A 24,011-nucleotide genomic window follows, 5' to 3' on the forward strand; every position below is an offset into this window, starting at 1 on the left:
GGTCACCGGTTCCCCGACCTCGCACTTCTTTACCGCTACAACCTTGTGATGCGAAGTCCGCCACTCTTGCGAGTCCGGCTTCGGGATACTCCACGTAGTGGTAATGAGGCGGGGGGCCACTCTACAGACGAGGTCACGCAAGGTGCCTCCAGGAGCGAACGGCCTCCCCGGTAACTGCTTCCGTCATGGTTGTTGACAGACAAGCTCAACATACAAGGAGCGTCGCCCCCGGCGCGATGCGAGGGCGGCCAGGCTGCAAAATCGCGCGATGGCCACGATTCGCCGCGAGGTCGCGGCTCCTACGCGCATGTGGCCCCATTCTGCGCGCTCATTGCTGAACCCCGTGATGGATACCGTCTTGTTCCCTGGCCTGCAAGAACCCGCTCGCTAGGGTTCACACGTAGGAGCGTCGCCCCCGGCGCGATGCGAGGGCGGCCAGGCTGCAAAATCGCGCGATGGCCACGATTCGCCGCGAGGTCGCGGCTCCTGCGCGCATGTGGCCCCATTCTGCGCGCTCATTGCTGAATCCCGTGTGGATACCGTCTTGTTCCCTGGCCTGCAAGAACCCGCTCGCAGCCAGGATTCACACGTTGGAGCGTCGCCCCCGGCGCGATGCGAGGGCGGCCATGCTGCAAAATCGCGCGATGGCCACGATTCGCCGCGAGGTCGCGGCTCCTGCGCACATGTGGCCATTCTGCGCGCTTGTTGCTGAATCCCGTGTACGGCGCCAGCGCGCCGTTCAAGCAGACGTCAACATGGCGCGCCGCAGAACATCCGCTCACGCGATCGGTTGCTGCCGTACCTCGCCCACTCAAAATCCAGCACAAAACTTGTACATTGCATTTGACTTGTACAATATCACACTTAATATGGCGTTAAAGTTGTACACATATAGAGCCCTGTACAACCCCTCAACACAGGTGCGCCATGCCAGCCAGCCCGCTCTCCCACGACAAGCCCATGCTCGGCATCAGCGCCTGCCTGCTCGGCGCCGAAGTACGCTACAACGGCGGGCACAAGGCGTCGCGGCTGTGCAGCCACGCACTGAGCGAATACTTCGATTTCGTCCCGCTGTGCCCGGAAGTGGCCATCGGCCTGGGCGTTCCGCGCGATCCCATCCGCCTGGTCGGCGACCCCGCCGCGCCACGGGCCGTGGCCACGCGGCATCGCCAGCAGGATCACACCGAGGCGCTGGCGGCCTACGCCGGGCAGGTCGCCACGCAACTGGCGCCGATCTGCGGCTACATCTTCATGCAGCAATCGCCGTCCTGCGGGCTGCAGCGGGTCAAGGTCTACCAGGACAACGGCCAGCCCGGTGAGCCCAGGGGCCGCGGCATCTTCGCCGCCGCCCTGTGCGCCCGCTACCCGGATCTGCCGGTGGAGGAAGACGGCCGCCTGAACGACCCGGTGTTGCGCGAGAACTTCCTCACCCGCGTGTTCACCTACGCGCAATGGCAGCGGCTGTGCGCAAGCGGCCTGACCCGCAAACGCCTGATCGATTTCCACGCGCGGCACAAGTACCTGCTGATGGCCACCGACCCGCAGCGCTACAGGAGCCTGGGCCGCCTGCTCGGGGAACTGGCCGGGCATGACCTGCAGAGCCTGGCCAGGCGCTACTTCAGCGAGCTGATGACGGCGCTGAAGAGCTGCGCCACCCGCGGCAGCCACAGCAACGTGCTGCAGCACCTGAGCGGCTACTTCAAGGGCGCGCTGAGCGCGGCGGAGAAACAGGAAATGCAGCAACTGATCGCCCAGTACCGCCAAGGCATCGTGCCGCTGGTGGTGCCCCTGACCCTGCTCAAGCACCACTTGCGCCGGCACCCCGACGACTACGTGGCGCAGCAGGTCTACCTGCAGCCCCATCCGGAAAACCTCAGCCTGCGTAACGCCCTGTGAGCCGGCCGACAGAGCGACAGGCGGCGGACGGCTATCGGGACGCGCAGGCAAAAGGGCTTCTGCCAATCCGCGAGGTCGCCGCCATCACCGGGGTGAACCCGGTGACCCTGCGCGCCTGGGAACGCCGCTATGGGCTGATCGTGCCCTACCGCACGGCCAAGGGCCATCGCCTGTATGCCCCGCACCAGGTGCAGACCATCCAGGCGGTGCTGGCATGGCTCGACCGCGGCGTATCGGTCGGCCAGGTCAAGGCCCTGCTGCACGCCGCCCCGTCACTTCCCGCCGACCAGGCCGCGCAGTGGCAGCACAAGCGCGAGCGGCTGAAGCTGGCCATCGACAACCTCAGCGAGCGTCAGCTGGATGAAGGCTTCAACGCCGAACTGAGCCTGTACCCACCACGGGTGCTCTGCCAACACCTGCTGCTGCCGCTGTTCGAAACACTCGAACAACGCTGGCGGCAACAGCCCGGAGCCCAGACCCAACGGCTGTTCCTGCATACCTGGCTGCGCAGCAAGCTGGGCGCGCGGGTGTACCACGACAACCGTCAGCACCAGGGGCCAGCCGTGCTGCTGATCAACCTCGGGCCCACGCCCATGGCGCCGGCACTCTGGCTCAGCGCCTGGCTGATCGGCAGCGCCAACTGCCCGGTGGCCGCCTTCGACGGGCCGATACCGGCGGCCGAGCTGGCCACCGCCATCGAGTTGCTGCAACCCCGCGCCCTGTTGCTGTTCAGCGACGCGGACCCTGACCGCCTCCTGCCCGCCTGGCTCCACGACTGGGGCCTGCCCTGCCTGCTGATCGGCGTCCGCGATGCCGGGCCTGGCCAGGCACTGCCGGCCAACCTGCCCGCCGATGCGGACATCACCCTGGTGGCGGACCCGCTGGCAGCGCTGCAGGTGCTGGCCGACCGTCGCCTGCTCGCCCAGGACAGTCCATGCTGCAATTGATGTGGTACCGCACCGACCTACGCGTCACCGACAACAGCGCCCTGAGCGCCGCCATGCAGGCCGGGCCGACCGTCGCCGTATTCCTGCTCAGCCCGCGGCAATGGCTGCGCCATGACGATGCGCCAAGCAAGGTCGACTTCTGGCTGCGCAACCTGCAGGCGTTGCGCAGCGACCTGCAGCGCCTCAACGTGCCGCTGCTGATCCGCGAAGCGAGCGACTGGAGCCAGGCGCCGCAGGTGCTCGCCCAGCTCGCCGCACAGCTGCAGGCCGGGGCCGTCCGGGTCAACGAGGAATACGCCATCCACGAACGGCGCCGCGACCAGGCCGTGGCCGCCAGGCTGCGGGAGCTGGGCATCGACTTCCACAGCCACCTCGATCGCCTGCTGTTCCAGCCCGGCAGCGTGCAGACCCGCACGGGCACCTGCTTCAAGGTCTACAGCCAGTTCCGCGCGGTCTGCTACCAGCGCCTGCAGACGGCCTTGCCCGGCCTGGCGCGCACCGCGCCGGCCCAGGCGGCGCTGCCCATCGCCAGCGACGAGGTGCCGCGCCAGGTGCCGGGCTTCGCCGTGCCTGACGAGCGTCTGCGCGCCTGCTGGCCGGCCGGCGAAGCGGCTGCCCGCCAGCGCCTGCAGGCCTTCGTCGACGAACGCATCGAGGACTACCACGAGGGCCGCGATTTCCCCGCCCGCCCCGGCACCAGCCAGCTGTCGCCCTACCTGACCGCCGGCGTGCTGTCGCCACGCCAGTGCCTGCACGCCGCGCTGCACCTCAACCAGGGCGAGTTCGAGAGCGGCAACCAGGGCGTGGTCGCCTGGATCAACGAACTGATCTGGCGCGAGTTCTACAGCCATGTTCTGCTCGGCTACCCGCGCGTCGCCATGCACCGCGCCTTCCGCGCGGAAACCGAGGCCCTGCCCTGGCGCGCTGCGCCGCAGGAACTGCAGGCCTGGCAGCAGGGCCGTACCGGCATCCCGATCATCGACGCGGCCATGCGCCAGCTGCTCGCCACCGGCTGGATGCACAACCGCCTGCGCATGGTGGTGGCCATGTTCCTGAGCAAGAACCTGCTGATCGACTGGCGCGAAGGCGAGCGCTTCTTCATGCGCCACCTGATCGACGGCGAACTGGCGGCCAACAACGGCGGCTGGCAGTGGAGCGCCTCCACCGGCACCGACTCGGTGCCCTACTTCCGCCTGTTCAACCCGATCAGCCAGTCGCGGCGCTTCGACCCCAGCGGCCGTTTCATCCGCCACTGGCTGCCGCAGCTGGCCGAACTCGACGACAGGGCCATCCACGACCCCTACGCCGGCAAAAGCCCGCACGGCCTGTTCGAGCGCCTGGACTACCCGTTGCCCATCGTCGACCTGCGCGCCAGCCGCCAACGTGCGCTGGCTGCCTTCAAGAACCTGCCCTCAGCGAACCAGTTGCCATGAGCGATTTCCTGCGGCGTTTCGCCGAGGGCTTCGCCGCCCTCGACAAGCACAACCTGGATCGCCTCGGCGAGCTGTACAGCGACGACATCCAGTTCCGCGACCCGTTGCACCGGATCGAGGGGCTGGCGGCCCTGCACCGTTATTTCGAGCAGTTGTATGGCAATGTCACCGAGCTGCACTTCGACTTCCACGGCCATGACCTGGTCGCCGAGGGCGAAGGCTACCTGCGCTGGTCGATGCGCTACCGCCACCCGCGCCTGGCCGCCGGCCAGCCGATCACGCTGCCGGGCTGCTCCCATCTGCGCTGGCACAGCGACAAGGTCTACCAGCACCGCGACTACTTCGACGCCGGCCACCTGCTCTACGAGCACCTGCCGCTGTTCGGCGTCCTGATCCGCTGGCTGAAAGGCAGGCTGGCATGAGTACGCCAGGCAAGCGCATCTGGCTCACCGGCGCCAGCAGCGGTATCGGTCGGGCCCTGGCCGAGCGCCTGCTCGCCGACGGCCACCAGTTGGCGCTCAGCGCCCGCCGCGTGGAACCGCTGCAGGCCTTGGCCGAGCGCTTCCCCGGACAGGTACTGGTGGTCACGGGCGACCTGTCCGAAGCCGGCCAGGTCGCCGCCATCGGCTCACGCATCGCCGCACACTGGGGCGCGCTGGACTGCGCGATTCTCAACGCCGGCACGTGCGAGTACATCGACGTGCGCCACTTCGAGGCGGCCATGGTCGAGCGCGTGGTGCGCGCCAACCTGTTCTCGGCCAGCCACTGCATCGAGGCGGCCCTGCCCTTGCTGCGCCGCGCCGAGTCACCCCATCTGGTCGGCGTGGCCAGCGCGGTGACCTACTGGCCACTGCCGCGCTCGGCAGCCTATGGCGCGTCCAAGGCCGGCCTGCGCTATCTGCTCGAATCGCTGCGCCTGGATCTCGCCGCCGAGGGCATCGACGTCACCCTGGTCAGCCCAGGCTTCGTCGACACCCCGCTGACCCAGGCCAACGACTTCCCCATGCCCATGCGCTGGCCGGCGGCCAAGGCCGCCGCGCGGATTGCCGGGCGGCTCGAGGGCCGGCCGCTGGAAATCGCCTTTCCCGGGCCACTCATCGCCGCCCTGAGCCTGCTGTCCGTGCTGCCCGCGCGCCTGCAACTGGCGCTCGGCAAACACCTGGCCCGTACCGGGCCCGCCAAGGACGAACCATGAAGATCGCCATCATCGGCAGCGGTATCGCCGGCCTGACCTGCGCCTACCTGCTCAACCGCCGCCATGCCATCACCCTGTTCGAAGCCCGCGACCGGATCGGCGGTCATACCCATACGGTGGATGTCGAGGTCGATGGCGCCCGCTACGCGGTGGACACCGGCTTCATCGTGTTCAACGACTGGACCTACCCCAACTTCATCCGCCTGCTCGATCAGCTCGGCGTGGGCTACACCCCGACCGAAATGAGCTTTTCGGTCAGCGACCCGGCCAGCGGTGTGGAATACAACGGCCATAACCTCAATACCCTGTTCGCCCAGCGCCGCAATCTGCTGTCGCCGGCATTCATGCGCATGCTGCGTGACATCCTGCGCTTCAACCGCGAGGCGCTGGACGACCTGCAACACAACCGTATCGCCGCCGGCACCACACTGGGCGACTACCTCAGGGGCGGCGGCTACGGCCAGCGCTTCATCGATCATTACATCGTGCCCATGGGCGCGGCGATCTGGTCGACCTCGCTGGCCGACATGCAAGACTTTCCGCTGCGCCTGTTCGTGCGTTTCTTCAACAACCACGGCCTGCTATCGGTCAGCGAACGGCCGCAATGGTACGTGGTCGCCGGCGGCTCACGCAGCTACCTGGCGCCCCTGAGCGCATCGTTCAGGGAGCGCATCCGCCTCGACTGCCCGGTGCAGCAGGTGGTGCGCGACGCCGATGGCGTGACCCTGTACAGCAGCGCCGGGGCGGAGCGGTTCGACAAGGTGGTGTTCGCCTGCCACAGCGACCAGGCCCTGCAACTGCTGGCGCGGCCAACCCTGGCCGAACGGGTCGTTCTCGGCGACCTGCCCTATGCGCGCAACGAGGTGGTGCTGCACACCGATACCCGCCTGCTGCCCAAGCGGCGCCTGGCCAGGGCCAGCTGGAACTACCGCCTGGGCGGCGACCGGCAGCGCCCGGCGGCGGTCACCTACGACATGAACATCCTGCAGGGCATCGTCAGCGACACCACCTTCTGCGTCAGCCTCAACCAGACCGAGGCCATCGACCCGACCAAGATCCTCAGCCGCCATACCTATGCCCACCCCCAGTACAGCCTGGCGGGCATCATTGCCCAGGCCCGCTGGAAAGAACTGCAGGACAACCGCCACAGCTACTTCTGTGGCGCCTACTGGGCCAACGGTTTCCACGAAGACGGCGTGCTCAGCGCGCTGCGCGTGGCCAGCATCTTCGGCGAGGCGTTGTGATGAACAGCGCCCTGTACAGCGGCTGGGTGCAGCACCGACGGTTCTCGCCCAGGGCGCACCAGTTCCGTTATCGCATGGGCCTGCTGTACCTGGATCTGGACGAACTGGAACAGGTACTGGCCCTCTCGCCCCTGTCCGGCCATGGTCGCTGGGCGGCTTTTTCCCTGCGCGAGCGGGACTTCCTGCCGCAATTCACCCGCGCCGGCTGCCGGCTGATCGACGCCGTGCGCCAGCGCGTCGAAGACGCCCTCGGCCAACGGCCCGCGGGGGCCATCTGCCTGCTGGCGCAGCCGCGCAGCTGGGGACTGGCCTTCAACCCGGCGAGCTTCTTCTACTGCCACGATGCCCAGGGCCGCCTGCAGGCGATCCTGGTCGAGGTCAGCAATACGCCCTGGCGCCAGCGCTACCACTATGTGCTGCCGGTCGACGGTGACGGCCACCAGCATGTCGGCGTGGCCAAGGCCTTCCACGTCTCGCCGTTTCTGCCGCTCGACCTGGAGTACCGCATGAGCTTCAGTCCGGTGGGCGACCGGCTGGGCATCCACATGGCCGACTGGCGCGGCGCGGAAAAACTCTTCGACGCCAGCCTCAGCCTGCAGCGCCAGCCGCTGCACCGCCGCGGCCTGCACCGCTACCTGCTGAGCTTCCCCTGGATGACCGGCAAGACCCTCGCCGCCATCTACTGGCAGGCGCTGCGCCTGTCGCTCAAACGCCTGCCCCTGTTCGATCACCAGGCCGCCAGCGGCGACTTCAGCGTCGCCCGACCAACCGCCAAGGACGTGCGCCATGAAGAATCCTGACCTGACCTCCGCCAAGCGCTCGGTACGCGCCAGCGCCGGCATCGGCGCCAGCCTGCTGCGTGGCGCCGTGATCCGCCAGTTGAGCGGCTTGCACCATGGCCTGCTGCTGATCAACGAAGGCGACGAGCGCCTGCAGTTCGGCGATCCCCACTCCAGCCTGTGCGCGCGGATCGACGTGCAGGACGGCGCGGCGTGGGGCATGCTCGCCAGCAACGGCTCGATCGGCGCCGGCGAAGCCTACATCCATGGCTACTGGAGCAGCCCCGACCTGACCACGGTGGTCCGCCTGTTCGTCAGCAACCTCGACCTGCTCGACGCCCTGGAAGGTGGCCTGGCGCGCCTCGGTCGCCCACTGCTTCATGGCCTGCACTGGTTCAACCGCAACACCCGCAAGGGCTCCAGACAGAACATCGCGGCCCACTACGACCTCGGCAACGCCCTGTTCGAGCAATTCCTCGACCCGACCATGATGTATTCGGCCGGGCAGTTCCTCGACGCCGACGACAGCCTGGAGCAGGCGCAGTTGAACAAGCTCGAGCGTATCTGCCAGAAGCTGGCGCTGAAGGCGGACGACCACCTGCTGGAGATCGGCAGCGGCTGGGGCGGCATGGCGATCTACGCGGCCAGCCGCTACGGCTGCAAGGTCACCACCACCACGCTGTCGCGCGAGCAGTATGCCTACACCGCGCAACGCATCGCCGAGCTTGGCCTGCAAGCGCGCGTCACCCTGCTGCTGGAGGATTACCGCGATCTCAGCGGCCGCTTCGACAAGCTGGTATCGATCGAGATGATCGAGGCGGTCGGCCATCGCTTCCTGCCGACCTACTTCGACAAATGCGCCAGCCTGCTCAAGCCCGATGGACTGATGCTGCTGCAGGCCATCACCATTCGCGACCAGCGCTACGAGCAGGCGAAGAACAGCGTGGACTTCATCCAGCGCTACATCTTCCCCGGCGGCGCCCTGCCCTCCCTGCACAGCATGCTGCAGATCATCACCGACAAGACCGACATGAACCTGCAGCACATGGAGGATTTCGGCCTGCACTACGCGCGCACCCTGCGCCTGTGGCACGGCAACCTGCAGCAGGCGCGGCACCGGCTGGAGGAACTGGGTTACGACGACTACTTCTATCGGCTGTGGGAGTTCTACCTGTGCTATTGCGAGGGCGGCTTCATCGAGCGCACCATCGGCACCGCACAACTGCTGCTGGCCAAACCGGCCGCGCGCGCCCAACCCCTGCTCGGACGATTCGGTGCTTGAAAACCTGGCCAATACCGTAATGCCGATTCAGATCAGGTGCTTGTAGGCGCCTCGACCTCGGCGCGATACGCTCGTGGCCATCCTGCAAGAATCGCGGGATGGCCAGCAATCGCCGCGGGGGCGCGGCTCCTGCAGGGCCAGGGCCAACCGCCGGTCAATGCCGGGCTTTGCCAACGTGGCGGGTCGCGCACCGGTTGTGAAACGGCAACGGGCGCGGCGAAGGCAGGCGGCTGGTCCGGCATGAGGTTGGCGCATCGCGTACACTGCAGCCATGAGCGACAAGCCGACCATTGCCCACATCCAGTTAGCCGAACGATCGGACGTCAGTTGCAGCACCTGCGCGGCCTGCTGCTGCCAGCTGGAAGTCATGCTGATCACCGATACCGGCGTGCCCCAGCGCTTCATCGACACCGATGAGTGGGGCGGCGAGGTGATGCGCAGGCTGGATGACGGCTGGTGCGCGGCGCTGGATCGCGACAGCATGCGCTGCACCATCTACGCCCTGCGCCCCTTGATCTGCCGCGAATTCGAGATGGGCGCCCCGGAGTGCCTGGACGAACGCCAGGGCATCAGCGGCGCCTACCGCTGAATCCGAGCTGCTCGAATTTCCAGCGTGCAAGCCTCGGCTCGGCGTCAAAGGTGAACATGCAGGAGCCCCGCCCCCGGGGCGATACGATGGCAGCCATCACGTCGAACCGGGTCATGGCCACGATTCGCCGCGGGGTCGCGGCGCCTACAAAAAACGTGTTCACCCAGCGTTGAGCGAGCACGTTGTTGCAGCGAAGCGATAGCCAAATACCCGGCCCAGGGGTTTGCGACCCATCGTTGTCGCGACGTTAGAAATTCAAACGATAGTGCAGGGTGTAGGCTTCCACGCCGTCGTTGGGGTTTTTCAGACCGGCGTTGGAATAATGCACGGCGCGAATCCCCACTTCGTGGCCACCGGCGAAACGCAGGCCGGCGCCGATGCGGTCCTCGAACTGGAACGAGGAACCCAGGTCGTTGGATTCCAGCTTGGTGCTGGAGAACGCCGCCACACCGATCCCCGCTTCCAGGTAGGGCTTGACGTTCTGCCCGGCGAATTCGTAAACGAATACCGGCGCGAAGGAAATGCTGTGGTTGCTGGAGGTGTCATCACCTTCCCAGAAGGTGTAGCCGGCATCCCAGTAGCCACCGAGATGGCCGACACTGCTCTCGAACCAGCGGCTGTTGAAATCGAATTGTGCACCGAGGCGGTACACCATCGTCGAATCGCCGGACTGGCCGACGGAGAAGGTCACACCGGCGGCATTCGCCATGGTTACCGATCCAAGAGAAAACGCTACAGCCGCTGCCAAGCCAACCAGCTTCTTCATGGAAACTTCCTTTTTTATGCAAATCACGGGGTTGTTGAGGGATCACGGAAAAAACTATAGATAAAGACTTGCCCTGAAAGCCATTTGTTCTAAGAGAATTTTCATCGCCCCGGCAGTCTTTTCAGCCTTGGGGAAAGGCCAGCACCTGCGCCGGTTCGCCCCACAATGCCGGCATGATCGCCTGCATGGCCAGAGGATCGGCGCTGCACCAGAAGCGCGCCGGCTGCGCGGCATCGCTCGCCAGCAACTGGCGCTGCTGCAGAAGCCTTTGCAACTGGCGCGCCACCGCCTCGCCGGTGTCGATCAGACTGATCGAAGGGGCGATCAGCTCGCCCAGCAACGGCCTGAGGAAGGGGTAATGGGTGCAGCCGAGAATCAGCGTATCGCAGCCTTCGGCGAGCAGCGGCTCGACGTAACGGCGCAGCATGGCACGCAGGGCCGGAGCCTGCAGATCGCCGGCCTCGATCAGTTCGACCAGCCCCGGGCAGGGCTGGGTGACCACCCGCACATCGCTGGCGAAACGATCGAGCAGGGCGGCGAACCTGGCGCTCTTCAGCGTACCGGTGGTGGCCAGCACGCCGACCACCCCGGAGCGCGTCGCCGCCGCAGCCGGCTTGACCGCCGGCTCCATGCCGACGATCGGCAACTGTGGATAACGCTCGCGCAGTTCGCTCACCCCCGCCACGGTGGCCGTGTTGCAGGCCAGCACCAGGGCCTTGGCGCCCTGCCCGAGGAGGAACCCGGCGATGATCCGGCAGCGTTCGCGGATGAATTCGGGGCTCTTTTCGCCATAGGGCACATGGCCGCTGTCGGCCACGTACAACAGCGATTCGCGGGGCAGCAGCCCGCGGATCTCGCGCAACACCGACAAACCGCCGACGCCGGAATCGAAGACGCCGATCGGCGCCTCACGCATGGCCGCCCCCGCACACCGCACAGCCCGGATCGCGCCTGACCCGCAGTTCGCGGAACCGCGAACCCAGGGCGTCGATCAACAGCAGGCGGCCCACCAGCGGTTCGCCGAAACCGGCCAGCAGCTTCAGCGCCTCCAGCGCCTGCAGGCTACCGACCAGGCCCACCAGCGGTCCGGCCACACCGGCCTCGCTGCAGCTCAGCTCGGCTTCGCTGCCATGACCGTACAGGCAGTGGTAGCAGGGGCTGTCGGCGCGGCGTGGGTCGAATACCGAGAGCTGCCCTTCCAGGCGGATCGCCGCGCCGCTGACCAGGGGCCGCCCGGCGGCGACGCAGGCGGCATTGACCGCCTCGCGGGTGGCGAAATTGTCCGAGCAGTCGAGCACCAGATCCACCGCCGCCACGGCCGCCGCCAGGGAGCCCGCGTCCAGCGCCTGGCGATGGGCGCGCAGGGCGATCGTGGGGTTGAGCGCCGCCAGCCGCGCCAGCATCGAGTCGACCTTGCTCTGGCCGATGCCGGGGGTGTCGTGGGCGATCTGCCGTTGCAGGTTGCTCAGCTCGACCGTATCGAAGTCGGCCAGGTGCAACTCGCCGACGCCGGCCGCGGCCAGGTACAGCGCCACCGGCGAGCCGAGACCACCGAGGCCGACGATCAGCGCCCGGCTGCCCTTGAGGCGCAACTGGCCGGCGATATCGACCTGCGGCAGCAGGATCTGCCGGCTGTAGCGCAGCAGTTCTTCATCGCTCAAGTGTTCATGCATGCGGCCACCGCCCCAGGCTGATGCGTTCATGATTGGCCAGATCGCGCCGGCTGTGAACCTCGGCGAAACCGCGCTGGGTCAACAGATCGCGCACCGCTTCGGCCTGGTCGAAACCATGCTCGAGCAGCAACCAACCGGGTGCCGCCAGGTGCTCCGGGGCTTGCCCGATGATCAGGCGGATATCGTCCAGCCCATCGACGCCCGACACCAGCGCGCTGCTCGGCTCGAAACGCACATCGCCCTCGTCCAGATGGCGGTCGTCACTGGCGATATAGGGCGGGTTGCTGACGATCAGTGCATAGCGCTCGCCGCCCAGCCCGTCGAACCAGTGGCTCGACCCGAACGCAGCGTTCGCCAGGCCCAGGCGCACCCGGTTGCCTTCCGCCAGGGCAATGGCTTCGTCGATCCGATCGACCCCGGTCACCTGCCAGGCCGGGCGTTCGCTGGCCAGGGCCAGGGCGATGGCGCCGGTGCCGGTGCCGAGGTCGAGCACCCGCGCCGGACCGCCCGGCAACAACGCCAGGGTGGTTTCCACCAGCAGTTCGGTATCCGGACGCGGGATCAGGGTATGCGGCGCGACATCCAGCTCCAGGCTCCAGAAGCCCTGCCGGCCGAGGATGTACGCCACCGGCTCGCCATTGCGGCGGCGCGCCAGGCTGGCGGCGAAACGCGCCGCCGGCTCGGCCTCCACCTCGCGGTCGGCCCAGGTATGCAGGTAGCTGCGTGGCTTGCCGAGGGCGTGGGCCAGCAACAGTTCTGCGTCCAGGCGGGCGCTGGGCGAATCGGGCAGATCGGCAGTGGCGAGCAGAGATTCGATGGTGGCCATGGTTATCTCGTAGGGTGGATCGCGCCTCATCGATCCACCAGGTGGACTCGAGGTGGATGAAAAAAGCGTCATCCACCCTACGGGTTCAATCGCTCAGCGCGGCCAACTGATCGGCCTGGTATTCGGCCAGCAGCGGTTCGATCACCGCGTCGACGCCGCCGGCGATCACCTCGCTCAGCGAATACAGGGTCAGGTTGATGCGGTGGTCGGTGACCCGGCCCTGGGGGAAATTGTAGGTGCGGATGCGTTCGGAACGGTCGCCGGAACCGACCAGCAGTTTGCGTGTGTCGGAAATTTCCTTGTGCGCGGCGGCATCCTGCTGATCCTTGAGCTTGGCCGCCAGCCAGGCCATGGCCTTGGCGCGATTCTTGTGCTGCGAGCGTTCTTCCTGGCATTCGACCACGGTGCCGGTCGGGATGTGGGTGATGCGGATCGCCGAATCGGTGGTGTTGACGTGCTGGCCGCCGGCCCCCGAGGAGCGGTAGGTATCCACGCGCAGGTCGGCCGGGTTGATCTCGATGGCCGCCTGCTCGTCCGGCTCCGGCAACACGGCCACGGTACAGGCCGAGGTGTGGATGCGCCCTTGCGACTCGGTTTCCGGCACGCGCTGCACGCGGTGGGCGCCGGATTCGAACTTGAGCTTGGCGTAGACGTTGTCGCCCTCGACCCGGGCGATCACTTCCTTGAAACCGCCATGCTCGCCCTCGTTGGCCGACAGCACCTCGACACGCCAGCCCTGCTTCTCGGCGTAGCGCGAATACATGCGGAACAGGTCGCCGGAGAAGATCGCCGCCTCGTCGCCGCCGGTGCCGGCACGCACTTCCAGGTAGACGTTGCGCGAATCGTTGGGGTCCTTCGGCAGCAGCATGCGTTGCAGCTTGTCTTCCAGCTCGACCAGGGCTTCCCTGGCCTGGGTCACTTCCTCCTCGGCCATCTCGCGCAGGTCCGGGTCGCTGTCCTTGAGCAGCGCCTGGGCGCCTTCCAGGTCGGCCTGCACCTTGCGGAACTCACGGAAGGCCCGGTTGACCGGCTCGATCTCGGCGTACTCCTTGGAGTAGGCGCGGAACTGGCTCTGGTTGGCGATCACTTCGGCATCGCCGAGCAACGCCGTGAGTTCTTCGAAGCGATCCTGCAGCAGGTCGAGTTTGTTGATCAGCGAAGCTTTCATTGCAGGCCTTTGTTGGCGGATACGCCGTCTTCGAGGGCGAAGAGTTCCTGGGCCACGCCGAGCGCGTCGACGCGCCCGTCGGCCGAGAATTTTTTCAGTTGCACGCTCGGCGCGTGCAGCAGCTTGTTGGTCAGGCCACGGGCCAGTTGCGCCAGCACGTCCTCGGCGGCGGCGCCGTTGGCGAGCATGCGCTGGGCCCGCGCCAGTTCGTCATCGCGCAGGCGCTCGGCCTGTTGCCGGTAGGCCCTGAGCACATCCACCGCGGCCAGTTCGCGCAGGCGCAGCATGAAGTCGTCGGCCCCGGCGGCGACCAGTTCCTCGGCGGCCTGGGCCGCGCCCTGGCGGCTTTTCAGGTTTTCCGCGATGACTTCGTGCAGGTCGTCGACGGTATACAGGTAGACGTCGTCGAGCTCGCCGACCTGGGGCTCGATGTCCCGCGGCACGGCGATGTCGACCATGAAGATCGGCTTGTGCTTGCGCTGCTTCAGCGCACTTTCCACCGCGCCCTTGCCGAGAATCGGCAACTGGCTGGCGGTGGAGCTGATGACGATGTCGCTGTGCACCAGTTCCTGCGGGATATCGGAGAGCAGCACGGCATGGGCGCCGAACTGCTCGGCCAGGCTGCTGGCGCGCTCCAGGGTACGGTTGGCCACGACGATGCGCTTGATGCCCTGATCGTGCAGGTGGCGGGCGACCAGGCTGATGGTTTCGCCGGCGCCGATCAGCAGCGCCTGGCTGCGGTGCAGGTCGCTGAAGATCTGCTTGGCCAGGCTCACCGCGGCGAACGCCACCGATACCGGGTTCTCGCCGATGGCGGTGTCGGTGCGCACCTGTTTGGCGGTGCTGAAGGTGGCCTGGAACAGACGCCCGAGCAGCGGCCCCAGGGTGCCGGCCTCGCGGGCCACGGCGAAGGCGGATTTCATCTGGCCGAGGATCTGCGGCTCGCCCAGCACCATGGAGTCGAGGCCGGAGGCCACGCGCATCATGTGACGAACGGCCGCATCGTCTTCGTGGATATAAGCGCAGGCGCGCAGCTCATCGAGGCTCAGATGGTGATACTCGGCCAGCCAGCCCAGCACCGCATCGGCGCTCTGGCCATCCTGTTCGAGGTACAGCTCGCTGCGATTGCAGGTCGACAGAATCGCCGCCTCACGGCTGCAGGTGTGCTGGCAAAGCAGTTGCAGGGCCTCGACCAGTTGCTCAGGGGTGAACGCCACGCGCTCGCGGACATCCACCGAAGCGGTCTTGTGGTTGATACCGAGGGCGATAAAGGCCATGCACGTCGCTGACAGGGGTTGGAAGCCGGCAATTGTCCTACTTCGACCGAGGCACGACAACCACCGCCACGCATATGGTGATCATAGCGCCCGTCGATGGCGGCCACTTTCGCGGCCAGGACCGACGCGGCGCCATGAAAAAGGCGGCCTGCCGCGCAGACAGCCGCCCCAGGGTCGTGTCAACCATGAAATGTCGGACTTCCGTGGATAGCGTCTTGATCCCTGGCCCGCAAGAGCCCGTTCGCCATCAGGGTTCGCCTGTAGGCGCGTCGACCTCGGCGCGATGCGAGGGCGGCCATGCGGCAAGAACGCGCTATGGCCACGATTCGCCGCGAGGGCGCGGCTCCTACACGAATGTGGCCATGCTGTATGACCGACATTTGATCGGTGTCGCGACACCAGGGTCAATCGATCAGCGGCATGGCCACCTCCAGCGTCGCCGTGACGCCATTCAGGGCGCCGCTGTACACGGCATAGCCCGCATTGTTGCCGGTAAGCTCCCAGCCGCTGCCCAGGCTGAGCGAATCCTCGCTGTCGCCGAGAATGCGCAGGGTGTTGCGCGCATCGGTGATATCCAGCACGTCCTGGATGCTCAGGCCGGTGATGGCATTGGCCCCGCCGATGCTCAGGTCGATGACCTCGATGTTGTCCAGCCTGGCGGCCAGCTCGCTGCCTGCCAGGCTTTCGCCGTAGCGCAGCTGGATGGTGTCGGTGTCGCCCGTGCCGCGCCCATTGATGGCGGCGCCGGTCCACAGCAGGCGGTCGTTGCCGGTGGTGCCGTACTGGGCGTTGATGTTGGTGGTGATCGCGCTCCAGTCGCTCCACGCCGAAGGCGCGTCCGGTGCCGCGCTCTCCACCGTGCGTGCGCGCACCTCGAGGGTGCCGATGTCGCTCAGCGCCTGGACGAAGCCGAGCCTGTCGATATCGTCCGGGCTGAGACCGTCGATGGTGTAGACATCCTCGTCGGCGTCGTAGCTGACCCGGCTCTGCATGTCGATCAGCACGGCGTCCAGGTAGAACGCGGCATGTTCGCCCAGACCCTTGAGTTGCAAGGTCGCGCTTTCCGTCGACGCATCGGTGCTGCCGGCCTGGCGCAGGTCCTTGATCTCGGCATTGAGGTTGAGCTGGATGATCTCCCCCTCCTTGCCGAAGCTCGGTGTCGGCGTCAGGCTGATGCCGTCGGCCACCGGCGTGACGCTCAGCGAGAAGTCCTGGCTCGTCGAGGTGCTGGTCCCCGCCGCCGTTTCACCGCTGATCACCACCAGTTGCAAGCCCTCGAGGGTTCCGCTCCAGTGCTTGGGCGGCAGGATCGCGATGTAGGGCGGCAAGCCGCCGTTGACGCTGCCCAGCAACCAGGTATTGGTACCGCTGCCACCGGCGTTGTTGGCCAGGCTGGCCAACTCTGCATCCGCCGCGCTGGTACCGACGTAGACCAGGAAGTCATTCGGCAGGTTCTTCAACAGGATGGCGCTGACGCTCTCCGAACCATCGGCATCGACCAGGCCGCTGTCGCTGATGTCCAGGCGAATGGCCTGGGTCTTGTCGTTGGCCGTGGGGTTCTCGTGGCCGACGCTATCGGCCACCGTGAAGTCGTAGCCGCTATCGACGGGCGCAATGCTGCCCTGCCCGGTGACCGTGGTGGTCTGCACCAGCGTCGAGCCGGCTTCCTGACCGCGCACGCTGGCCACCAGGCCGATGCTGCCGCTGACATGGGCGTCCCTCGGCGTATAGACGAGGTCCAGCGGCGTCCCCGCGGCGACCGCGGTCACGACGTAATAGTCGCCGTCGGCCAGCCCCGGCACGCCGCTGACGCTGCTCAGGCTCAGCACGTTGCCTTGCGCATCCTTGAGTTCGCCGCCCTGCATGGCGACCGGCTCCACCAGTTGCAGGTAGAGGGTGCCATCGAGCAGTGTCCAGTTCGGGGCATCGGCCGCGTTGCCGATATCGATGCGGATCGCCAGGTCGCCGCCCTCGTCGACGCTCGGCGCGCTGATCAGGATATCCGCCGCATCGGTGACCGGCAGCACCGCCTGTTCCAGGCTCAGGGCGGCTTCGGCGCGGCTGCCGCTGGGCACGTAGGTGGTCAGCTTGGCCTGGTAGTCGAACGAGCCCTGGTTGCTGTTCCAGTTCGCCGGCGGCGTCACCTGGATGCTCTGCAGCAGCGCCTGCAGCTCGGCGTCGCCACCGCTGCCCGAGGCGGTCCAGAGCGCCTGGCCATTGATCAGGGTCAGCGTCATGCCGCTGACCTGGGTCCCCGCCGGCAGGTCGCTCAGGGTCACGGTGAAGCCGTTGTCGCTCACGCCGTCCTCGATCTGCGCCGCGATGGCCTGGTCGAGGCTGAACGGGCTGTCCTCGCTCGGCTCGAAGCTGGTCTGGCTCCAGTCGAGGATCTGCGCCGGCTGCTCGGCCGGGCCCGCGGGGAAGTCGGTGCTCAGGCTGACGGTCACCGTGGCGCGGCTGTCCACGCCGTTGCCAGCGTCCTGGCTGACCACGGTGATGCCGATCGGGTGATCGCTCAGCCCGCCGGCGGAACCATGCACCTGGAATTCGATGGTCTTGGCCAGGCTGGCGTCGAAGGCATCGCTGCTGATCATCAGCCACTGGCCGTTGCCGATGAATGCCGCGTCCTTGACCACCACGCCGTCCGGCACGTTGTCGATGAGGATACGGGTCAGTTGCTCGCTGCCGTCGTAGTCGGCGTTCTCGTTGCCGAGCAGCAGGCCGACGCTCAGGGTGCCGGCGCCGCTCAGGGTCGTCTGCTGGCCATCGGTGACGGCCAGGGTCACCTGGTCGGTCACCGGCGCCACCTCGATCAGGTAGTTGCCATCGAAGCCTTCGGTCACCGCCGTGACGCTGGCATCGGCGGCCGGGTCGGTGATCAGGTAACGCACGGCGAAACCGGCGCTGCCGTGCCAGTTGGCCTTGCCCTGGGCGTAGAGGGCGTCGATGGCGCCGCCGGTCAGCTTGTACCAGCCGTCCTCCAGCACGATGCCGCTCTCGCCGTTGGCGACGGCGCTGGCCAGGCTGCCGCCATTGGCGCCGAAGGTCAGGCTGAAGTCGCTGGCGGCGTCGACGTCGCTGGCCTTGATCCAGACCGCCTCGAGCACCTCATCGGTGTCGCCGTTACGCTGCACGATGGAGAAATCGAGGCGCCCGGGAACATCTTCCTGCAGGCTGCTGGACAGGGTGATATCGGCCTCCGGCGAGGGGCTGACCCGCACTTCGACCAGTTTCCTCTCGGTCAGCGAGTCACCGTCGTTCTCGGTGGTGACCACATAGAGGTCGAACGGCTGGGTGCCATTGAAGTTGGCCGGGGTTTTCAGGCTGGCGCTGGCCAGTTGCGCCTGGGTCAGCGACCACTCGCGCGATGTACCGCTACCGCCGATGAAGGTCGCGCCCTCGATGGCGAAACCCTCGGGCAGGCCGCTGATCTTGAACGTCAGCACTTCGGAGCCGTCGTCATCGATCAGTGCGGCATTGACGATCAGTTGATTGAGGGCGATGCCGCCGGCCGCGTCGACCTGGGCCTCGCTGAAGCTGTCCGTGCTCAGCTCGATGTCGGCCGGATCGGCCACGCCCTTGGGCGCCACCACGATAGTCAGTTCATGGGGCGCCGAGGTCGAACTGTAAGGCGAGCCCGGATCGCCCGGTATGACCAGGGTATCCACCGAGACGGTGGACACCTGCAGGGTGAACGTCTCGTTGGAATGCAGCGGCGGGGTGACGGTCATCGGCAGGCTCGCATCGAAGTCCTCGAGCAACCAGCTGGTATTGCCCGCCGTGGCGGTGAAACTCTGCGCGCCGTAGGTAATGGTCGCGCCCAGCGGAATCCCGGACAGGGTCACGTTGAAGATTTCCGACGGGTCCGAACTGCTGGGACGGATCGACAGCGGCAGCGCCTGGTCCTCGCCGCCTTCCACGCGCGCGGTGATGCTGGTGGTAACCGTGTCGGCGGCGGGCTTGATCAGAATATTGGTCAGCTCGGCCGCCCCGCTGATGCCGACATTGGCCCGGCTCAGGTCGCCCGGATGATCGTCGTCGTAATCCACGGTCTTGACCTGGACGCCGATCCTGAACATACCGGAAAAATCCGCGGCGGCCTTGAACTGCAAGGTGCCGAGGTATTCGAGGGGCACCTCGATGGCATCGCCACCGTAGGTCTGCACCACCCAGGTCGCGCCACCGTCGGTGCTGTACTGGAACTGCGAGCCGAAAGCGTCGGCTTGCGAACCGTCGCCGGCGATCAGCTCCGGGGTCAGCAGGGCGAAGACGGACTCGTTGCCGTCTTCATTGAACCAGGCATCCGGATCGGCCAGGTTGAAGCCGTCCTCCTGCCCCAGGACGAACCAAGTGTCCTCGACGCCCTCGGTCACGTAGACATGATCGCCGATCATGCCCAGATCCGCGCTGCCATTGCCGTCGCTATCGCTGACGCTGCCGTCGCCAATCGTTTCGGCCACCGGCCTCACGCTGATCGTCAGGTCATAGGGGTTGGTCTGCTGGTCGGTGACCAGCGTGCCATTGACCGTCTGGCTGTCCTGGCTGGTGATGTTCAGTTGCAGCGTGGCATCCAGGCTGCTGTGGGCCGGCGGCAGGATGGAGAATTGCCCGAGGATGTCCTGCAGGTCGTAACCGGCGCTGGTGGACTCGATGCTGTAGGTGCCGCCGTTCAGGCTGGCCGACCAGTCGGCGGTGGCCGCCGGGGCCGTGACCAGCCAGCCGCTCGGCACCTCGAACTCGACCTTGGTGATGATCTCCACGCCACCGGTGGTCGCGGTATCGTTGTCGCTGACGCTGACCCCGGCGAGGAAGGCCACGGCCGTGTCTTCCGCGGTTTCGACGTCATCGACGCGGATATCGTCGGCGACCGGATTGACGTGCAGGGTCAGGCTGACGCTGTCCTGCACCACCGCGCCGAGGGTGGCTCCTGAACCGATGCCATCGGCATCGTGATCCTGTCCCTTGAGGGTCACGGTGATACCGCTGATATCGCCACTGAAGTTTTGCGGTGGGGTGATGCCGATCGCCGGCAGTTGATCGGCCGAGACGCTCAACCCGGGCGCCGGGATCGTGACGACCTGGTCGACGCTGGTCACCAGGATGCCATTGACCTGGCTGCCGACCGGCAAGCCGCTGATCTCGAACCAGCGCTCCTCGCTACCGTCCACGTCCGCCGTGGTATTGCCATCGCTGTTCGGGTAAGCCACCGTCAGCAGGCTGGCCAGGTCGAGGGCGCTGTCTTCATCGATGGTCACGACATGGCTGTCGCCACCATCGATCTTCAGCTCGAGCGGGTCGGTCACGGCCTGCACGGCGACCTGCACGCTGGCCACCGACGTGGCGCCGGCCACGCCGTCCAGCGGCCGGTCGGCGGCGTCCACCTCATAGCTGGTGACCTCGATCCCGACCGTGAAGTTGGCATGGCTTTCCGCAGGCGGCAGCAGCATCAGCGCCTGGTACTGGGCCGTGGTCATGGTCAGCGTCTGGCCGCTGAGGTCGGCGATATGCTGACCGTCGCTGAGCACGATGGTGATCGGCGCGCCCGTGGCACTGTGGCTGATCGCGGCCGAGGCGCCATCGGCAGCGGCGGACAGCAGGGCCCCGGCCGGGATGCCGCTCAGGGTGATCAGGCCCAGGCGCTCGGGATTGTCGCCGTCGGCCGCCGCATTCTGGTCGAGCGCATCGGTGACCTGGGGCGCGTTCAGCCCCAGGGCGACGGCGGTGTCCTCGGCGGTCGTGACGCCGGGCGCCTCCACCGTCAGGGTCGGCGCATCGGCGACCGGATTGACCGTGACGGTCACCGTCACGTCGTAACCGCTGCTGCTCTGATCGGTGACAGTGGTGTAGGTGAAGGTGTCGGTACCGCTGTAGTTGCCGTTCGGCACATAGGTGATGCTGCCGTCCGGATTGACGCTCACCGTGCCATGCGCGGGTTCGGAGCCGGCCTTGATCAGGGTATTGTCGCCGGTGGCGTCGGCACTGGTGGTGAAGGTGACGCTGCCGTCCTCCTCCAGCGTGATCGCCTTGTTGTCCTGCGGGCTGTCGTCGACCACGCTGACGACGAAGCCAGCGCCGGCGGTGTCGCCGTCGGCGTCGGTGACCAGCACCTGGAACGGCAGATCGATGACCTCCACGTCCGGCGCGTGATCCAGCGCATTGTGCAGGGTGAAGGTGTAGCCCGCGGCATTGCTGGTGGTGCTGGTCAGCTCGAGGGTAAAGATGGGCGTACCGCCCGCACTCGCCTCGATCCGGCCGTCGACCAGGGCAATGCTCAGGTCGATCCCCAGGTGCTTGAGCCCCAGCGCCTCGAGCGCGGCAATGGTGGCCGCCCCGTCGATGCCGACCGTGATGGCGTCGGCCCCCTTCTGTACCTGCAACGCCCCCGACACCACCAGCTTCTGCGCGTCGGGCTCGGAACCGTTGCCCAGGTACTTCTCTTCCACGCGCTGGTTTTCCGGCGTACCGAGCCCCGGTACCGTGTCGCTCACCCGGATCGGCTGCGTGGCCCAGTCGCTGAGATCGCCATCGCCGTCGATCAACTGGTAAGCGAAATCCGCCGCCAGTTGCTCATCGCTATCGCTCCCCGGGGCGCCATGGCCGGCGGCGACACCGCTGTCACGGGCGGGCGGGCTGGTGTAGCTCCAGGTGCCGTCACTGTGCACCGTCAACTGGCCACCGAACTGGGTGGTCACGGTCAGGCTGGCGCCGTCGCCAATGACCTCGGACAACTGCTCGTCGCCATTGCCATCCAGGTACCTGAACCTGTGGACGCGGGCGCCATCGGCGCCGCGCGCGTCCTGCAGCAGGTTGTCTTCGCCAGTGGCGGTGCCGACGGTGACGCCGCCCTCGTCGAGCTCGACCGCCTGCTGATCCACGGCGACCGGCACATCGTCGATGATTGCCACCGTCAGCGTGGTACTGCGGCTGTCGCCCGCCGTCATGATGATGCGGATGGCCACGTCTTCGCGCGCCGAGTCGGCGATCTGCACGCTGTCGTTGGCCACGGGCGTGTGCAGCGTGTAGGTGTAGCTGACCTCGCCAGTGGCGGCCGCGTATCCGTTGATCTGCAGCAGCCCCAGGGCGGTGGGGATAGCGATGGGCGTGGTCGCGCTGTCGAGCAACTGCTGGAGGTCGATGCCGATACCGCCCACCTCGATCCCTTGCAGATCACCGATGACGCCCAGCGTGAACGTCGAATGGGCGATCTGTTCACCGGAGTCGGGCTCCGAGCCATTGGCCAGGCCCTTTTCGTGAACGATCACGTGGCCCAGGACGTCGTCCGGCGGCGCCACGATCGACACCGTCGGCACGTTGCGCTGCGCCGTATTGCTATTGCCCACGGGGTCGACGGTATGGGCGGTCAGGCTGCCCTCGCCGTCCGGGAAGGGCGCCACGGGCGTGTAACGCCAGTCGCCGTTGTCGTCGACGAGAATGTCATCGGCCAGTTGCTGGTCGCCGATGTTCAGGGTGATGGTCGAGCCGGGTTCGCCCTTGCCGGTGATTTCGCCGGGGGTCTGCCCATTGATCACGTCGAGCGGGTCGATGCTCACCTCGGTGACGGTGTCCTTGCCGATCACATCCGAGGTGCTGACAGCCACGCCGCTCGGGCTCTGCACCGTCAGGGTCACGCTCAGCTCACCGTCGAGCAGGGTGCTGACATCCACGCTGGCGGTCAGCCTGCCCTCGGCATCGAGGCTGATGGCCGTCGCCGGCACCGTCACGCTGTTGCCCTGGCCATCGCTCACCACCAGGGTGATGTCCTCGGCGCTCGCCCCGGCCGGCGCCTGGCCGGTGATCCGGGTATTGACCAGGTCATCGATACTGGCCAGCACGTTATCGCCATTGCCGGCGTTGACGCCTGCCGGGCTGGCGTTATCGACGATGTCCACGGCGATCACGGTGAGGGTCACCGTGGTGGTTTCACTGACCCCACCGCTGGTGACGGTGTAGGTGTAGCTGTCGCTGCCGACGAAATCGGCATCCGGCGTATAGCGGATGCTGCCATCGGCATTCACCTGGAGCGTGCCGTTGGCTGGCGCGGTGGTCGCGCTGATGACCCGGTCGGCATTGCTGAAACCGTCGTTGCCCAGTACCGAGGTGAGCACCGATCCATTCCGGGCCACGACATCGCTGTCCGGGGCGATGTCGACGACCGGCTCGACGCCGATGTTCAGCACCGCGCTGTCAGTGCCGCCCTCGCCGTCGCTGATCCTGTAGGTCACCGGCGGCACGCTGCCATGCCAGTCGGCGACGGGGACGAAGCTGTAACTGCCATCGGCATGCAGGGTCAGTTGGCCGACGCCGGCGATATCCGCCGTTTCGCCCGGCAGGTAGTCGCTCCCCGCCACGCTGAAACCGGTCACGCTCAGGTTGTCGCCATCGACGTCGCGGTCATTGCCCAGCACCCCGTTGGCGGCATCGACGATCAGCGGCGTGTCCTCGTCGGTGCTGGCGCTGTCATCGAAGGCCTGCGGCGCAGGGTTGTCGACACGCCAGGTAAAACTCGCCTCGGTGCTGTTGCCGGCCTTGTCGGTGGCCGTGACGGTCACCGGATACTCGCCATGGCCGTCGCCCCCCTGGCTGGCAGAGGACCCGATCGTGCCGCTGATCACCCCCGTTGCCGGGTCGATGCTCAGGCCATCGGGCAGGCCGACGGCAGCGAAGGTCAGCGCCGAGCCGTCCACGGCGTCGCTGAAATGCCCGCTCAGGTCCAGGCTGACGGGATCGGCATCGGCATCGGCCTGATCGCCCAGGGCAGTGTTCAGGGCGGGCGGCAGGTCATCCACCGGCTTGTCGTCATTGGCGGAGCCGCTGTTGCCCGCCGGGTCGGTGATGGTCGCGCTCACCTCCACGTTGCTCTGGCCCGGGGCGACCGGCACCTGCACGGTGACGCCATTGTCCAGGTCGGCCTGGGTCACCGGCCGGTTGAGCAGTTC

16 protein-coding genes are annotated in these 24,011 nt (G+C 66.9%); 9 read left to right on the forward strand and 7 right to left on the reverse strand.

The annotated features are described in order from the left end of the window. The first annotated feature begins 927 nt into the window (after positions 1-927). The 9 genes from DNK34_RS24435 (at position 928) to DNK34_RS24475 (ending at position 9,365) form a co-directional block, all read left to right on the forward strand. Positions 928-1,896: a YbgA family protein gene (locus tag DNK34_RS24435; RefSeq protein ID WP_131176971.1), complete on the forward strand. Its 969-nt coding sequence runs from the start codon at positions 928-930 to the stop codon at positions 1,894-1,896. Further along, positions 1,893-2,843 carry a MerR family transcriptional regulator gene (locus DNK34_RS24440; protein WP_131176970.1) on the forward strand — a complete coding sequence of 317 codons (951 nt, stop codon included), beginning with the start codon at positions 1,893-1,895 and terminating at the stop codon, positions 2,841-2,843. The genes DNK34_RS24435 and DNK34_RS24440 overlap by 4 nt, the downstream gene beginning before the upstream one ends. After that, positions 2,834-4,276, forward strand: coding sequence for a deoxyribodipyrimidine photo-lyase (gene phrB / locus DNK34_RS24445; RefSeq protein WP_131176978.1), 1,443 nt, complete (start codon positions 2,834-2,836; stop codon positions 4,274-4,276). Before DNK34_RS24440 ends, phrB begins: the two co-directional genes overlap by 10 nt. Continuing rightward, entirely contained in the window at positions 4,273-4,698 is a 426-nt protein-coding gene (locus DNK34_RS24450; protein WP_131176969.1) for a nuclear transport factor 2 family protein, read from the forward strand. Before phrB ends, DNK34_RS24450 begins: the two co-directional genes overlap by 4 nt. Beyond that, positions 4,695-5,471 (forward strand): SDR family NAD(P)-dependent oxidoreductase, encoded by a 777-nt coding sequence (locus DNK34_RS24455; RefSeq protein WP_131176968.1) that lies wholly within the window; start codon positions 4,695-4,697, stop codon positions 5,469-5,471. The genes DNK34_RS24450 and DNK34_RS24455 overlap by 4 nt, the downstream gene beginning before the upstream one ends. After that, positions 5,468-6,715, forward strand: a complete 1,248-nt coding sequence (locus DNK34_RS24460; RefSeq protein ID WP_131176967.1) for an NAD(P)/FAD-dependent oxidoreductase — start codon at positions 5,468-5,470, stop codon at positions 6,713-6,715. The genes DNK34_RS24455 and DNK34_RS24460 overlap by 4 nt, the downstream gene beginning before the upstream one ends. Then, positions 6,715-7,515 (forward strand): DUF1365 domain-containing protein, encoded by an 801-nt coding sequence (locus DNK34_RS24465; protein WP_131176966.1) that lies wholly within the window; start codon positions 6,715-6,717, stop codon positions 7,513-7,515. Before DNK34_RS24460 ends, DNK34_RS24465 begins: the two co-directional genes overlap by 1 nt. Next, positions 7,502-8,776 (forward strand): SAM-dependent methyltransferase, encoded by a 1,275-nt coding sequence (locus DNK34_RS24470; protein WP_131176965.1) that lies wholly within the window; start codon positions 7,502-7,504, stop codon positions 8,774-8,776. The genes DNK34_RS24465 and DNK34_RS24470 overlap by 14 nt, the downstream gene beginning before the upstream one ends. A gap of 271 nt (positions 8,777-9,047) precedes the next feature. Beyond that, the gene (locus tag DNK34_RS24475) at positions 9,048-9,365 is read left to right on the forward strand and encodes a YkgJ family cysteine cluster protein (RefSeq protein ID WP_131176964.1); all 318 of its coding nucleotides are present in this window, start codon (positions 9,048-9,050) and stop codon (positions 9,363-9,365) included. Positions 9,366-9,612: 247 nt separating this feature from the next. Here DNK34_RS24475 and DNK34_RS24480 read toward each other — a convergent pair whose 3' ends face one another. The 7 genes from DNK34_RS24480 to DNK34_RS24510 all read right to left on the reverse strand — a co-directional run bounded on the left by DNK34_RS24480 (position 9,613) and on the right by DNK34_RS24510 (position 23,993). Further along, entirely contained in the window at positions 9,613-10,131 is a 519-nt protein-coding gene (locus tag DNK34_RS24480) for an acyloxyacyl hydrolase (RefSeq protein WP_131176963.1), read from the reverse strand. 121 nt (positions 10,132-10,252) lie between these two features. After that, positions 10,253-11,047 (reverse strand): glutamate racemase, encoded by a 795-nt coding sequence (gene murI, locus DNK34_RS24485; protein ID WP_131176962.1) that lies wholly within the window; start codon positions 11,045-11,047, stop codon positions 10,253-10,255. Next, complete coding sequence (locus DNK34_RS24490) at positions 11,040-11,804, reverse strand: molybdopterin-synthase adenylyltransferase MoeB (RefSeq protein WP_131176961.1); 765 nt, start codon at positions 11,802-11,804, stop codon at positions 11,040-11,042. The genes murI and DNK34_RS24490 overlap by 8 nt, the downstream gene beginning before the upstream one ends. Beyond that, positions 11,797-12,630, reverse strand: coding sequence for a peptide chain release factor N(5)-glutamine methyltransferase (prmC, locus tag DNK34_RS24495; RefSeq protein WP_131176960.1), 834 nt, complete (start codon positions 12,628-12,630; stop codon positions 11,797-11,799). Before prmC ends, DNK34_RS24490 begins: the two co-directional genes overlap by 8 nt. Before the next feature lie 85 nt (positions 12,631-12,715). Next, positions 12,716-13,798, reverse strand: coding sequence for a peptide chain release factor 1 (gene prfA / locus DNK34_RS24500; protein ID WP_131176959.1), 1,083 nt, complete (start codon positions 13,796-13,798; stop codon positions 12,716-12,718). Continuing rightward, positions 13,795-15,075 carry a glutamyl-tRNA reductase gene (gene hemA / locus DNK34_RS24505; RefSeq protein ID WP_131176958.1) on the reverse strand — a complete coding sequence of 427 codons (1,281 nt, stop codon included), beginning with the start codon at positions 15,073-15,075 and terminating at the stop codon, positions 13,795-13,797. The genes prfA and hemA overlap by 4 nt, the downstream gene beginning before the upstream one ends. A 404-nt stretch (positions 15,076-15,479) precedes the next feature. Further along, positions 15,480-23,993 carry a tandem-95 repeat protein gene (locus tag DNK34_RS24510; protein WP_208738450.1) on the reverse strand — a complete coding sequence of 2,838 codons (8,514 nt, stop codon included), beginning with the start codon at positions 23,991-23,993 and terminating at the stop codon, positions 15,480-15,482. Positions 23,994-24,011: the final 18 nt, after the last annotated feature.

It is taken from the genome of Phytopseudomonas dryadis, from assembly GCF_004327355.1.
Taxonomy (GTDB): domain Bacteria; phylum Pseudomonadota; class Gammaproteobacteria; order Pseudomonadales; family Pseudomonadaceae; genus Aquipseudomonas; species Aquipseudomonas dryadis.